At 74.1% G+C, this 12774-nt stretch carries 12 protein-coding genes and 1 tRNA gene; 6 read left to right on the top strand and 7 right to left on the bottom strand.

Going from position 1 to position 12774, the window contains the following annotated elements; genetic code table 11:
- Nucleotides 1-15: 15 nt before the first annotated feature.
- Complete coding sequence (locus IEX99_RS17175) at nucleotides 16-1080, bottom strand: phosphotransferase family protein (RefSeq protein WP_188902558.1); 1065 nt, start codon at nucleotides 1078-1080, stop codon at nucleotides 16-18.
- Nucleotides 1081-1258: 178 nt separating this feature from the next.
- Here IEX99_RS17175 and IEX99_RS17170 point away from each other — a divergent pair, with 178 nt between their 5' ends.
- Nucleotides 1259-2224, top strand: a complete 966-nt coding sequence (locus IEX99_RS17170) for a peptidyl-alpha-hydroxyglycine alpha-amidating lyase family protein (RefSeq protein WP_188902556.1) — start codon at nucleotides 1259-1261, stop codon at nucleotides 2222-2224.
- A gap of 40 nt (nucleotides 2225-2264) precedes the next feature.
- Here IEX99_RS17170 and IEX99_RS17165 read toward each other — a convergent pair whose 3' ends face one another.
- The 3 genes from IEX99_RS17165 to IEX99_RS17155 all read right to left on the bottom strand — a co-directional run bounded on the left by IEX99_RS17165 (nucleotide 2265) and on the right by IEX99_RS17155 (nucleotide 4840).
- Nucleotides 2265-3104 (bottom strand): universal stress protein, encoded by an 840-nt coding sequence (locus IEX99_RS17165; RefSeq protein ID WP_188902554.1) that lies wholly within the window; start codon nucleotides 3102-3104, stop codon nucleotides 2265-2267.
- Between the two features lie 100 nt (nucleotides 3105-3204).
- Entirely contained in the window at nucleotides 3205-4200 is a 996-nt protein-coding gene (locus tag IEX99_RS17160) for an NADPH:quinone reductase (protein ID WP_188902552.1), read from the bottom strand.
- A 10-nt stretch (nucleotides 4201-4210) separates the two neighbouring features.
- Nucleotides 4211-4840, bottom strand: coding sequence for a glutathione S-transferase family protein (locus IEX99_RS17155; RefSeq protein ID WP_188902550.1), 630 nt, complete (start codon nucleotides 4838-4840; stop codon nucleotides 4211-4213).
- 262 nt (nucleotides 4841-5102) lie between these two features.
- Between IEX99_RS17155 and IEX99_RS17150 the strand changes: the two genes are divergently transcribed.
- Together IEX99_RS17150 and IEX99_RS17145 are read left to right on the top strand one after the other, a co-directional pair.
- Nucleotides 5103-6077 carry a D-2-hydroxyacid dehydrogenase gene (locus IEX99_RS17150; RefSeq protein ID WP_229678100.1) on the top strand — a complete coding sequence of 325 codons (975 nt, stop codon included), beginning with the start codon at nucleotides 5103-5105 and terminating at the stop codon, nucleotides 6075-6077.
- Nucleotides 6078-6770, top strand: a complete 693-nt coding sequence (locus IEX99_RS17145) for a cytochrome b/b6 domain-containing protein (protein WP_188902548.1) — start codon at nucleotides 6078-6080, stop codon at nucleotides 6768-6770.
- A 116-nt stretch (nucleotides 6771-6886) separates the two neighbouring features.
- Here the strand turns inward: IEX99_RS17145 and IEX99_RS17140 are convergent, their stop codons facing one another.
- Entirely contained in the window at nucleotides 6887-7330 is a 444-nt protein-coding gene (locus tag IEX99_RS17140) for a c-type cytochrome (protein WP_188902546.1), read from the bottom strand.
- 167 nt (nucleotides 7331-7497) lie between these two features.
- On the opposite strand from IEX99_RS17140, the gene IEX99_RS17135 reads away from it, so the two are divergent.
- Both IEX99_RS17135 and IEX99_RS17130 read left to right on the top strand, forming a co-directional pair.
- Entirely contained in the window at nucleotides 7498-8082 is a 585-nt protein-coding gene (locus IEX99_RS17135) for an LOG family protein (protein ID WP_188902544.1), read from the top strand.
- 162 nt (nucleotides 8083-8244) lie between these two features.
- Nucleotides 8245-8321 (top strand) — tRNA-Pro (locus IEX99_RS17130).
- Between the two features lie 542 nt (nucleotides 8322-8863).
- Here the strand turns inward: IEX99_RS17130 and IEX99_RS17125 are convergent.
- Together IEX99_RS17125 and IEX99_RS17120 are read right to left on the bottom strand one after the other, a co-directional pair.
- Entirely contained in the window at nucleotides 8864-9730 is an 867-nt protein-coding gene (locus IEX99_RS17125; RefSeq protein WP_188902542.1) for a Bug family tripartite tricarboxylate transporter substrate binding protein, read from the bottom strand.
- A gap of 198 nt (nucleotides 9731-9928) precedes the next feature.
- On the bottom strand, nucleotides 9929-11299 hold the full coding sequence (locus IEX99_RS17120; RefSeq protein WP_188902540.1) for an FAD-dependent oxidoreductase: 1371 nt from the start codon (nucleotides 11297-11299) through the stop codon (nucleotides 9929-9931).
- 84 nt (nucleotides 11300-11383) lie between these two features.
- Here IEX99_RS17120 and IEX99_RS17115 point away from each other — a divergent pair, with 84 nt between their 5' ends.
- On the top strand, nucleotides 11384-12592 hold the full coding sequence (locus tag IEX99_RS17115; protein WP_229678099.1) for a LysR family transcriptional regulator: 1209 nt from the start codon (nucleotides 11384-11386) through the stop codon (nucleotides 12590-12592).
- Nucleotides 12593-12774 lie beyond the last annotated feature (182 nt).

Raw genomic sequence — 12774 nt, 5'->3', positions numbered from 1 at the left:
GGTGTGCTCCCGGAGTCAGGCGGTGGCGCCGCCCGCCTCGATCGTCTCGACGCCGATGCGGGCGAAGGCGAGGGAGAGGTCGCCGACCTGCGCCGCGTCGGCCGCCGCCGCGGTGCCGATCCGCGCGCGCGCCGCGATGCCCTCGAAGATCACGGCGAAGCGGAAGATGGCGAAGGCGATGTGGAAGGTCCCCGGCGGCTCCGCCGGACCGCGCTTGCGGCTGGCGAGGTAGTGCGCGACGAACTCCCGCTCCGTCGGCATGCCGAGCGCCGCGAGGTCGAGGCCGAGCAGCCCGCCGTACATCTCCGGCCGGCTGCGCCAGGCGAGGCAGGCGAAGGCCACGTCCGCCAGCGGGTGCCCGAGCGTCGAGAGCTCCCAGTCGAGCACCGCCACCACCCGCGGCGCGTCCGGCGCGAACATCACGTTGCCGATGCGGTAGTCGCCATGGACGATCGTCGTCACGCCGTCGTCGGGCGGCATGTGCGCCGGCAGCCAGGCGGCGAGGCGCGCGAGATCGGGGATGTCGCGGAAGCGCTGCGCCTCCCACTGCCTGATCCAGCGCGCGACCTGGCGCGCGTAGTAGTTCCCCGGCCGGCCGAAGCCCTCCAGCCCGACCGCCCGCCAGTCCACGTCGTGCAGCGCCGCCAGCGTCTCGGCGAAGGACATCACCATGGCGCGCCGTTCCTCGCGCGCCGCGCCCTTCATGTCGGAGGTGCCGAACACGCGCCCCTCGACGCGCTCCATGACGTAGAAGGGCGTGCCGACCACCTCGCGCCCCTCGTGGAACAGCAGCGCCGGCGGCACCGGGACCGGCGTGCCGGCCAGGGCGCGCATCACCCGGAACTCGCGGTCCACCGCGTGCGCGGAGGGCAGCAGCTCGCCCGGCGGCTGCTTGCGCAGCACCAGGCGCCGGTTGGCGTAGCTCACGAAGAAGGTCGGGTTCGACTGGCCGCCGGCGATGCGCTCGAGCGCCATCGGCCCCTCGAGCCCGGGGATCGCGCTCCGCAGGAAGGCATCGAGCCGCGCGGGATCGAATTCCGGCGCGGCCGCCGCCGCGGCCGCCTTCGTCGCCTCGCCCATGCCCGCGCCGTCCTCCTCTCTCCCGTCCTGGCTTGCCTCCGCCCCGCCGGCAGGTCAACCGCGAAGGGCGCGCCGGCGCGTGCGCCGCCACACCCCCTCGACAGCGCGGCGCGGAATGTCCAGCCTGCCCCTCGCGGACGCCGGGCGGAGCGCCGCCGGCGCGGGGGAGGGACCGAGCATGACCGCCACCATCCTGGGCAGCGGCGCGTACCGCTACGAGCCCGTCGAGGGCTGGGGCCGCGTGCCCGAGGGCATCCGGCTCGGCGAGGTCGCCGCGGTCGCGGTGGACAGCCAGGACCGCGTCTACGCCTTCAATCGCGGCGAGCACCCGATGGTCGTCTTCGACCGCGACGGCAGGTTCCTCGCCTCCTGGGGCGAGGGCCTGTTCAAGCGCCCGCACGGCCTGCAGATCGGCCCCGACGACACGATCTGGTGCACCGACGACGGCGACCACACGGTGCGCCGCTGCACCCTCGACGGCCGCGTGCTGCTGACCATCGGCCTCCCCGGCCGCCCCGCGCCCTACATGAGCGGCCGGCCCTTCAACCGCTGCACCCACACGGCGCTGTCGCCGGAGGGCGACCTCTACGTCTCCGACGGCTACGGCAACGCCTGCGTGCACAAATTCTCGCCCGAGGGGCGGCACCTCTTCTCCTGGGGCCGCTCCGGCACCGATCCCGGCGAGTTCAACCTGCCGCACAACATCGCCTGCGACGCCGACGGCTGGGTCTACGTCGCCGACCGCGAGAACCACCGCATCCAGATCTTCGACGGCAAGGGCCGCTACGAGACGCAGTGGAACAACCTGCACCGCCCCTGCGCGCTGTTCCTCGGCAAGGGCAGGTGCCCGATCTGCTACGTGGGCGAGCTCGGCGCCGGGCTCGACGTGAACATCCGCGCGCCGAACATCGGCCCGCGCATCAGCATCCTGTCGAACGAGGGCAGGCTGATCGCGCGCTTCGGCGAGCTGGGCGAGGCGCCGGGCCAGTTCACCGCGCCGCACGGGCTCGCCGTGGATTCGCAGGGCGACCTCTATGTCGGCGAGGTCGCCGTGACCGCCTGGCCGCGCTACCACGACGGGCGGAAGCCGCCGGCCTCGGGCGTACGGTCCTTCCAGAAGTTCCGGCGCGTGCCGGCCGGCTGAGCGCGCCACCGGTCGGCCCCCGGCGCTCTGCGCTCCCGGCTTAGTGGTGAACGAACAGCGCCGCCGGGCAATGGCCCAGCAGCCGCCGGGTGCAGGAGCCGAACACCATCTCCCGCAGGCCGCGATGGCCATAGGCGCCCATGGCGACGATGCCGGCGCCGGCAGCCTGCACCTGCCCGACGATGATGTCCGCCGGGTCGGCGCCCGAGGCCACCGCCGCGACGTCCACCCGTTCCACGCCGTGGAGCCGCAGAAGCTCCGCCGCCGCCGCCGCCCGTGCCTCGGCGGCGGCCTTCTCCTCGGCGACCGTCAGGACCAGCGCTTGGCGCCCGACCGCGAGACCTAGCAGCGCGAGCATGTGCAGCGACCGCGAGGACGGTGCGCTGCCGTCGAAGGCGACGAGCATCCGGCCCGCATCTCCGAACGGCCGGGACGGTGCCAGGAGCAGCGGCCGCGGATTGCGGGCGAGCAGCCCGAGCGCGGCCGCCGAAACCTCGTCCCCCTCCCGGCCGTAGAAGCTGGCCTCGCGGCCGAGCACGAGGAGGTCGCTCGTCGTCGCCTCCGCCTCGATGGTCTCCGCGGGGTCGCCCCCCTTCTGGGCGCCCTCGCAGGCGACCCCGGCCTCCGCCGCGGCGGCAGCGAGCGCGGCCAGCGCGCGCTCGCTCCGCCGATGGGCGCTCCGGAGCTGCTCCAGCTCCGTCTGGACCTTGTACGCGGTCCCCCCGATGCCGACCGCCATCGGCCGGGTGATCCAGGGCGTGTCGATCACGGCGATGCCGCGCAGCCGCGCGCCGCGCTGCCGCGCCAGGGCCACCGCGAGCCGCCGGGCCTCGTCGCTGCTGGGCGAGTCGTCGACGGCGATGAGCAACTTCCGCAGCATGTCGGCCTCTCCCGGACGGTCCCGAGCCCAGCAACATCCCGCCGCAACCCGGACGCCTTGATCCGCGTCAAGAACCGGCCGGGTCAGGCACCACCCCGGTTCAGCCTCGCGCGGCGGGCAACACGACCACCGTGCCGCGCTTGCCGCCGGCCTCGACCATCGCGTGGGCCGCCGCCGTCCCGGCCAGCGGGAAGCGGCCGGCGATGCGGTGCAGCCTCCGGCCGCCCCTCAGCCAGGCGAGGATGTCCGCCTGCGCCTGGCGCCGTGCCGCGATCGGCGCGCTGTTCAGCAGCACCCCGCGCAGCGTGACGTTGCGGCGCATCAGCGCGGCGAAGGGGATGCGCGGCTGCGGCTCGGCGGCCGAGGCATATGCCGCGACCGCGCCGTTCCGCGCCACCGCCTGCGACCAGATCGCGACGTTTCCGCCGAACTCGACCTCGACGACGCGGTCCACGCCGCGACCGCCGGTCATCTCCAGCGCGACCCGCGCCACGTCCTCGCGCCTGTGGTCGATCACGCGATCGGCGCCGGCCGCCGCGGCGTCCGCCGACTTCCAGCCGCCGCTCGCGGTCGCCAGCACCAGCGCGGCGCCGCCCCATTTCGCGAGCTGCACCGCATAGTTCCCGACCGCGCCGCCGCCGCCGCTGACCAGCACCGAGAGTCCCTCCACCTGCCCGTCGGCGAACAGGCAGCGATGGGCCGTCATGGCCGGGATGCCGAGGCAGGCGCCCTCCTCGAAGGTCACGCCCTCCGGCAGTTCGGTCGCCAGATCCGCCGGCACGCAGGTGAACTCCGCCGCGGTGCCGAAGGGCCGCCCGCGCTGCGCGTTGTAGAGCCAGACCCGCTGGCCGATGCGCCCCGGGTCCACGCCCTCGCCCACCGCGTCCACGACGCCCGCGCCGTCGCTGTTCGGGATGACGAGGGAGAACTCCATCACGTGGTTCCGCCCGGCGCGCCGGTTGCAGTCCGACGGGTTCACCGCCGAGGCGAACAGCCGCACGCGGACCTCGCCGGCCGCGGGTTCCGGCGCCGGCCGCTCGCCGAGCTCCAGCACCTCGGCGGGAGGACCCTGGCGCGTGTACCAGACGGCGCGCATCGCAACGGCGTCAGATGCCGCTCACCGGCGGCACGGTCGCCTGGAAGGAGCGCCGCGCCGAGGCCGCGTCGAGCCAGGCCGAGAGCGCCGGCCGCCCCTCGCGCCAGGCCCAGACCCGGTGGCGCCGCTCGCAATAGCCGAGCGTGGCGGCGAGGGCGATCCACGCCGCATCCACCGCGCCGCCGGCGCCGGCGGCGTAGCCGCCCGCGGCGACCGCGCGCTCCAGCGCGTCGGCGACGCGGTTCGCGCGCACCGTCTCGTGCGCGATCACGCCCGGCGAGCGTTCGTGCTCCGGCCGGCGCAGCTCGCGGTTCCACACCGCGATGCCGTCGAGCATCCCGATCGCCCGCCCCAGGGCCGACATCGTCCGCCACCCGTCCGAACCGTCGAGCGGCAGCAGCCCGCGGCCCTCGGGCAGCGTGGCGAGATGGACCAGGATCAGCGCCGTCTCGCCCAGCACGGTGCCGTCGTCCAGCACCAGCGTCGGCACGCGCCCCACCGGATTGACCGGCAGCAGCGTCGAGGCCGGATCGCGCAGCGTCGTCTCCTCCTGCGCCACCCGGGCGTCGAGCCCGGTCTCGATCAGCGCCATGCGCGCGATCCGCGCATAGGGGGAACCGGAGGAGAAGTAGAGCTTCATGCCGCGATCGCTCCGCGCCGGGGAACCGGCGCGATCCTAGGCCGGGCCTGCCGCATGGGCCAGACGGGCGATTCGGGGGCCGCGCCGACGCCGCGCGCCGGCCCGGCCCCGTGTTGCCGCGCGCCAACGCGTTGCGAGTGTTCCGGCCGGCTTCGCGCCGCTTTCGCCCCGGGCGCGCGCGGCGGCGGCGGCCCCCGGCTTGCGCCCTCCCGGCGCCCCGCCCGATCATCGGCGCCCACCTGCCTTCAGAGGTCATCCGCCCGTGACGCTGCTGCCCCCCAAGGACCGCCTGACCATCTGCTTCGCCCATTCGGCCTACCGGATGCAGGAGCGCTTCGAGGCCCGCGGCACCGGCATCGCCAGCATCGAGCTGCGCAGCCGCGAGGAGCTGGAGCGGCGGATCGGCGAGGCCGACGTGCTGGTGGTCTCCGGCTTCTGGCACAACGGCCTGCTCGCGTCGGCGGCCCGCCTGCGCTTCGTGCAGTCCATCAGCGCCGGCACCGATCAGTACGACCGCGCGGCCTTCGCCGCGAAGGGCGTGCGCCTCGCGAGCGCGGCCGGCGTCAACGCCCGCGCGGTGGCGGAACACGCGATGGCGCTGATCCTCGCCCTCGCCCGCCGCCTGCCGGAGGCGCGCGACAACCAGGCGAAGCGCGTCTGGCGCGGCATGATCGGCGACCTCGCGCGGCGCGAGGACGAGCTCGGCGGCAAGACCCTCCTCGTCGTCGGCCTCGGCCGCATCGGCGGCCATCTCGCGCGCCTCGCCCGGGCGTTCGAGATGCGGGTGATCGGCACGCGGCGCGACCCCGCGGCCGGACCCAACGGCGCCGACGAGGTGCACGGCACCGCCGCGCTCAAATCGCTGCTGCCGCGCGCGGATTTCGTCGCCCTCACCTGCCCCCTCACCCCCGAGACGGAGGGGCTGATGGACGCCGAGGCGCTGGCGATGATGCGTCCCGGCGCCTGGCTGGTGAACGTCGCGCGCGGCCGCTGCGTCGTGGAGCCCGCGCTCATCGAGGCGCTCGCGGCCGGCCGCATCGCCGGCGCCGCGCTCGACTGCACGCGCGAGGAGCCGCTGCCGGCGGACTCGCCCCTCTGGGGCCTGCCCAACGTCCTCATCACGCCGCACACGGCCGGAGAGACGCGGCGCTACGAGGACGGGGTAATCGACATCCTGCTCGACAACCTCGACCGCCTATGGAGGGGCGAGGAGATGCTGCGCAACCAGGTGGTGTGAATGGGCGCGTCCGGCGGCGGGGAGCGCCGTCCGCAGGTCCGCGTCAAGGTGTGGGACGGCTGGGTGCGCCTGTTCCACTGGGCGCTGGTCGCGCTGGTCGCCTTCTCCTGGTGGACCGCCCGGAGCGGCCGGATCCACTGGCACATGCTCTCCGGCCACGCGATCCTGGCGCTGCTGCTCTGGCGCATCGCCTGGGGCTTCGTCGGCTCGGAGACCGCGCGCTTCAGCCGCTTCCTGCGCGCCCCGCGCACGGCGCTGCGCCATCTCGGCGGGCTGCGGGCCGGCGGGCAGGAGGTGACGATCGGCCACAACCCGGCGGGCGGCTGGATGGTGCTCGCGATGCTCGTCCTGCTGCTGGCGCAGGTGGCGACCGGCCTGTTCGCCGACGACGAAGAGCTCTACCGCGGCCCCTTCGCCGACTGGATCGGCTTCGAGGCGAGCCAGCGGATCACCGGCTTGCACCAGCGCCTGGCCGATGTGCTGCTGGCGGCGATCGCGCTGCACGTCGCGGCGATCGCGCTGTACCGGCTGCTGCTCGGGCGGAACCTGGTCGGCCCGATGATCACGGGGACAATGCTGGTCCCGGCGGAGCGGCGTGCCGAGCCGCGCATGGGCCACCCCGGGCGCGCCGCGGCCCTGCTGGCCGTCGCGGCAGGGCTGGCCGTCGCGCTGTGGCGCTTCGGCCAGCCCTGAGGCGGAGGCGGCCCGTCAGCCGGGCGCCAGGACCGTTTTCGCTCGGCCGCGCTCGGTGCAACGGCCGAGCCGCCGTTTGCAGCGCGATCCGCGCGCCCGGCCGTCCGCGCTCCGCCCTACCGCCGTTGCGGGAACTGGAACCGCTCGTGGCAGGCGCCGCAGGCGGCGGTCGTCGCCTGGAAGGCCGGCTGGAAGGCGGCGCGGTCGCCCGCCGCCGCCGCGGCGGCGAGACGTTCGGCCGCCTCGACCAGGGCCTGTCCGGCACGGTCGAATTCCGCGCGGTGGGTCCAGATTTCCGGCCTCGCGCGGTCGTCGTCGCGGTCGCTGCCGGGCGGGAACAGCTCGAGCTTCCGCCGGCCGGTCGCGACCAGCGATTCCGCCTGCTCCCGAACCGATTGCGGTTCGCCGCCACCCTGCGCCACCGGCGCGATGGCGCGGACCGCCTGCAGCTGCTGGCGCATCAGCGCACGGCGCTCGGCGCCGAGGTCCTGCGGCGGCGGCTGCGCGACAGCCGTACCACCTCCAGCCGCCGTCATCACGACCGCGAGGGTCCAGCCCATCGTTCTGTTCACCCGCCTCCCCCATTCACACCGATCCATGCCGTGCGGATCATGGGACCGCGCATGGTCGCGCATAATTCGTATGCGAGCCACGCGCGTTTGTCACGCCGGCGGCGCGACCCGTGGAAGGATGGCGCGTTAGCCGCCATCGAGGTCGCCCTTCTGTCATGATCGAACCCATCCGCTCCGTCGCCGTGTTCTGCGGCAGCCGTTTCGGCCACGATCCTGCCCACCGGGCCGCCGCCGAGGCCCTCGGCCGCGGCCTTGCCCGCGCCGGGCTGACCCTGGTCTATGGCGGCGGCAGCATCGGGCTGATGGGTGCGGTCGCCGACGCCGCCCTCGCCGAGGGCGGCAAGGTGCTCGGCGTGATCCCGGACTTCCTGTCCCGGATCGAACGGCCGCACGCCGGCCTCACCCGGCTCGAGGTCACCGACAGCATGCATGCGCGAAAGGCGCGGATGTTCGCGCTTGCCGATGCGTTCGTGGTGCTCTCCGGCGGTCTCGGCACGCTGGACGAGACGCTGGAGATCGTCACCTGGCGCCAGCTCGGCCTGCACGCCAAGCCGATCCTGCTGCTCGACGTCGGCGGCTGGGCCGCGCCGCTGGTCGCGCTGATCGAGTCGGTGATCGGCATGGGCTTCGCCTCGCCCGAGCACCGGAACCTGTTCACCCTCGCGCCCGACGTGCCGTCGGCGCTGGCGCTGCTCGGCGTGATGGAGACCGAGACCGCGGCCGCCGAGACGCGGCTCTGACCAAGGACGTGGCGCACCCCGCACGGGCCCGGAGCGGCCGCCGCAGCGGGTTCGGCCCAGCCCGGCGTCCGCCGGTCCGGCGACATCCGCCGGACGTGCCGCGCCTTGCCCCCGCGCGCGCCCGGCGCTATATGGCCGGCCGCACGCGGACCCTCCCGGCGCCGGAGTGTAGCTCAGCCTGGTAGAGCACTGTGTTCGGGACGCAGGGGCCGGAGGTTCGAATCCTCTCACTCCGACCAATCAAAACAACGGGTTACGTGCGAAGGACGCGGTGCTCGGCGGGCAGGATGGGCCGGTTGCCCGCCGGGTACTGGTCCGTTGCGGCCGCGACTTCGCCGATCGGCCGCTGTTGCGCTTCACCCTCGGCCGCCCGCACGCCAGGCACTCCTTTGGCGTGCTGATCCGCGGCCCCGGCGGCACGGCCGGCATCCGCACCGAGCCCTGCCGCGTTGACAGGCACCTCGACGGGCCCCGGCCGGCTGCCGGGCACGGGCGCAACGCGCGGATGCCGAGCGGGGCCGACCAGGCCCCGTCGTCGCCGTTCCGGGCGGCAAGGGCACCGCGCACATGGTCAGGATCGCCCGCGCCGCCGGGCTCGGCGCGATCGAGGCCGCCCCGCGCCGGCCGACCGGCAACGAAAGATCGGGGAATCCGCCCCGGGGTCCAGCCACGGCGGCGGCGCAGCCGCGCGGCAGGGCGCCCGACGCCTGCCCGCCTCGCGGAGGTCTGGTCGCCGCCATCCGAAGCGTTCGGTCCGGACCAGACCCCGCGGAGCGTCACCTCAATCGGCGCGGATGCCGGCGCGGCGCACCACCTCGCCCCAGCGCCGCGCCTCCGCCTCGAAGAAGGCGTTGAGCTGGGCCCGGCGCACGTCGGCGGGGAACATGCCATAGGACAGCATGCGCTCGCGGAACGCCGGCTGCTTCAGGAGCCCGGCGAGCCTGGCGTCGAGGTCGTCGAGGGCCGCCTCCGGCACCCCGCGGGCCGCGACCAGGGCCCACCACGGGGCAATATCCTCGAAGCCCTCGACGCCCTGGGCACGCATCGACGGCACGCCCGGCAGCATGGGGAGCGGAGTCTCGGTGGTGACGGCGAGGGCCCGCAGGCGCCCGTCCCTCAGCAGCGGCAGCGGCGCCAGGAGGTTCAGGAACCCGACCGTCACCGTGCCCGTGATCAGGTCTGGCAGCAGCGCGCCCTCGCCGCGGTAGGTGACGTTGACGAGGTCCACCTGCTCCCGGAGCTTGAACAGCTCGGCCGCAAGGTGGTTGATCGTGCCGTTGCCGGCGGAGGCGTAGCTGAGCCGGCCGGGCTGCGCCTGCGCCGCGGCGATCAGGTCGCGCAGGCTGCGCAGCGGCGAGTTCGCGCCGACCACGACCACCAGCGGCGTGGTGGAGACCAGGCCGATGGGCGCGAAATCCTTCAGGGGATCATACGGAAGATTGGGGTAGAGGCTGGGGTTCACCACGTGGCTCATGCTGGCCATGAGCAGCGTGTGGCCGTCGTTCGCCTGCGCGGCCGCGGTGGAGCCGACCACGCTCCCCGCGCCCGGGCGGTTCTCGACGATGACGGGCTGGCCGGAGAGCGGCGACAGGGCCTCGGCCAGCAGCCGCGCCATGCCGTCCGAAGGGCCGCCGGGCGCGAACGGCACGATGATCCGCACCGGCCGAGACGGCCACGCGGCGGTGGCTTGTGCGGAACGGTGCGCAAGCGCCGGAACGGCCGTGGCCAGCAGCCCCAGGACGGCACGGCGCCCATTCTCGGCCTTGGCTTCGCGGCGAAGGGTGGTCATGGTCTGGTTCGCCTCCTGTCGGTGCGGATGGTCGGTCGGATCGCGCGCCGGCGGCCTTCAGGCGGTGGCCGGCGCCGCAGCGGAGCGGGTCACGGCGTCGCCGACTTTGTAGGCGGCACCCTCGCGCCGCAGCAGCGCCTGCACGGCGCCGGCCGGGATGGAGCGGGTGGAGTTCGCGCCGCGCGCGGCGAGCGCGGCCATGGCGCCGGCCGCCTGGCCGAGCGCCATCGCCGTCGCCATGTGGCGGGCGCCGCCGTTCGCCTCCTGGGTGGCCGAGATGCTGCGGCCGGTGACCAGGAGACCCTCGACGTCCCGCGGCACCAGGCAACGCATCGGGATCTCGAACGGCGCCGGCGGCATGAAGAGCTGGATGCCGGTGCCGCCGGGGTCGTGGATGTCCATGGGACCGCTGCCGAGCGCGACGGAATCCTCGAAGGCCACCTGGCCGAGGATGTCCTCCTGCGTCAGGACGTACTGGCCGCGGATGCGCCGCGACTCCCGCACGCCGACGCGCGCGGCGATGCCGGCGATCAGCGCCTTTTCGAAGCCGGGCACCTCGCGCCGCAGGAACTCGACGATGCCGCGGACCTGCCGCCGCCCGGCCCGCTCGGCCTCCGAGGCCTGCACGGGGTCGAGCGGATCGAGCCCGCGGATGCGGCTCATCAGGCAGATCGCGTCCGTCCCGCCCGGCGTGCTCATGAAGGAGAGGCTCTCCCAGTAGAGCTCGCCGCGCCGCACGCCCTCGAGCGCGATGGCGCGCTTCCGTTCGCGCGGGATGGCGCGGAACCGCGCGACGTCCACGTTGGAGAGCCGGAACACCAGGCTGTGCGGCTGGCGCATGCCGCGCCCGCCCTCGAGGTCCGCCTGCATCTCGACGCCCGCCTTCGCGGCGACCGCGGCGTCGCCGGTGGCGTCCACCACGACCGGCGCGAGGTAGGCGCGCCGGCCGCCTATGTCCTCGACCACCAGCCCCTCGACGCGGCGCTCGCGCATCACCGGGCCGACGACGCTGGAGCGCAGCAGGACCTCGACGCCTGTCTCCGCGGCCCAGTCGTCGGCGACCCATTTGACGACCTCGGGGTTGAACGGGAAGTTGCGGATCTCGATCGGGCTGGCCGAGGCTTCCGCCAGGATGTAGCGGGCAAAGCCCTCGCTGCCCCCGGCCTGCACGATCCTCCGGGTGAGTTCGAGCGGGAGGCCCCAGACCGCCTGCACGTCGTGGTTGAAGAACCCGATGTACTGGGCGACGTAGGATGCGGTCGCCGTCCCGCCGAGGCAGCCCTGCTGCTCGACGAGCAGCGTCCTCGCCCCGGCCCGCGCCGCCGCGACCGCGGCGACGAGGCCGGAGGCGCCGCCGCCCGCGACGATGACCTCGTATCGCCCGGCCACCGGGGTGTGGAGGCGCTCCTCGAGAAGGGTGGGAGACACCTCCGAGCCCGATGCCGTTGCGCCGTGCCCATCCTCCATGCGCTTCGCTCCCCGCAGCCGTCGTGGTTCGGCGATTCCCTAAGCTTGTTCCCAAGTGTGCGGAATGGTACGAAGCGTGGAGGCATCTTTTCCCGGCCGCGAAAGGTGATGGACGGCTTATTGGTCCTCCGGGCGTTCCTCGCGACCGCGCATCACGGGAGCTTCTCCGCCGCGGCACGACAGGCGGGTGTGGTGCCCTCGGTCATCGCCAAGCGCGTCGACCAGCTCGAGTGGCGGCTGGGGCGGAGGCTGTTCCACCGCTCGACGCGGGCGGTGCGGCTGACCGAGTTCGGGCGCGCCGCCCTGTCGCGCATCCAGCGCATCGTCGGCGAGTTCGACCACCTGGTGGAGACGGCAGCGGAGCGGCGGCCGGCGCTCCAGGGGCGGATCCGCGTCAAGGCACCGACCTCGCTCACCATTCTCCACCTGGGGGAGATGCTCGGCGGGTTCCAGCGGGCGCATCCCGGCATCGACCTGGACGTCTGCGTGATGGATCGGCCGGCGAACCCGCTCGAGGAGGGCTTCGACATCGCCATCGGCTCCGCGCCGGTCCTCCATCCCGGCATCGTCGAGGTGCCGCTCTGCCCGCTGCGCCGCGTGGTCTGCGCAGCGCCGGACTATCTCCGGCGGCGCGGCGTCCCGCGCCATCCGCGCGACCTGGCGACGCACGACTGCCTCAACTTCTCGCCGACGGGCACGCAGTGGTCGTTCGACGGCGGCAAGGGGCCGATCATCGTCGACATCCAAGCGAAGCTGAACGCCAACGACCTGCAGGTGCTGCTGGCCGCCGCCCGGCGCGGCAACGGCATCGCGATGCTGTCCCGCTACGTCGCAGCGTCGTCCCTGGAGGCTGGCGAACTGGTGCCGGTGCTGCCCGAGTTCCCGATCTCGGAGATGTGGATCAAGGCGCTGGTGCCGGAGGCCCGCCTCGGCGTGCCCCGGGTGAGGGCGCTCCTCGAGTGGCTCCAGACGGCCCTTTCCCCGGTCCCACCGTGGGACCGCGACAGTCCGGAGCGACGCGCAGGGGTGCGCGCGAACGCGGAGGCGGGGATCGGCGCCGAACGCAAGCCGGACCGACGCTCCCGGAAGCTCCGGACAGAGCCCGCGCCCCGCCGGGTCCTGGCGGGTGCATCAGGTCGCGGCGGAGCCGCTGCCCTGACACAGGCTGCCACAGCCTGCCGGCCGGCGCGGCTCCGCCGCGGTCGCCATCCGCATCCACTGGATCCGGATCAGGGTCCGTCGACAGACGGGTGATAGGATACCTCGAATACCCTCGTCTCCGGCCCTGCCGTAAGCGCGGCGACGAGGCCGTTCTTCCAGCGCTTATACCAACTTCCACTGATCAGAACCCATGAGCCCATTCGCGCAGGCCGATGGACATGATGCGCCATGGCTGATCGACGAGGCTGTTCCAGTGATGGCAGCAGTGAGCGACG

The organism is Caldovatus sediminis, assembly GCF_014644455.1.
In the GTDB taxonomy this organism is placed as follows: domain Bacteria; phylum Pseudomonadota; class Alphaproteobacteria; order Acetobacterales; family Acetobacteraceae; genus Caldovatus; species Caldovatus sediminis.
The sequence above is the reverse complement of the archived record's forward strand: the minus strand, read 5'-3'. Positions and strand labels throughout refer to the sequence as shown.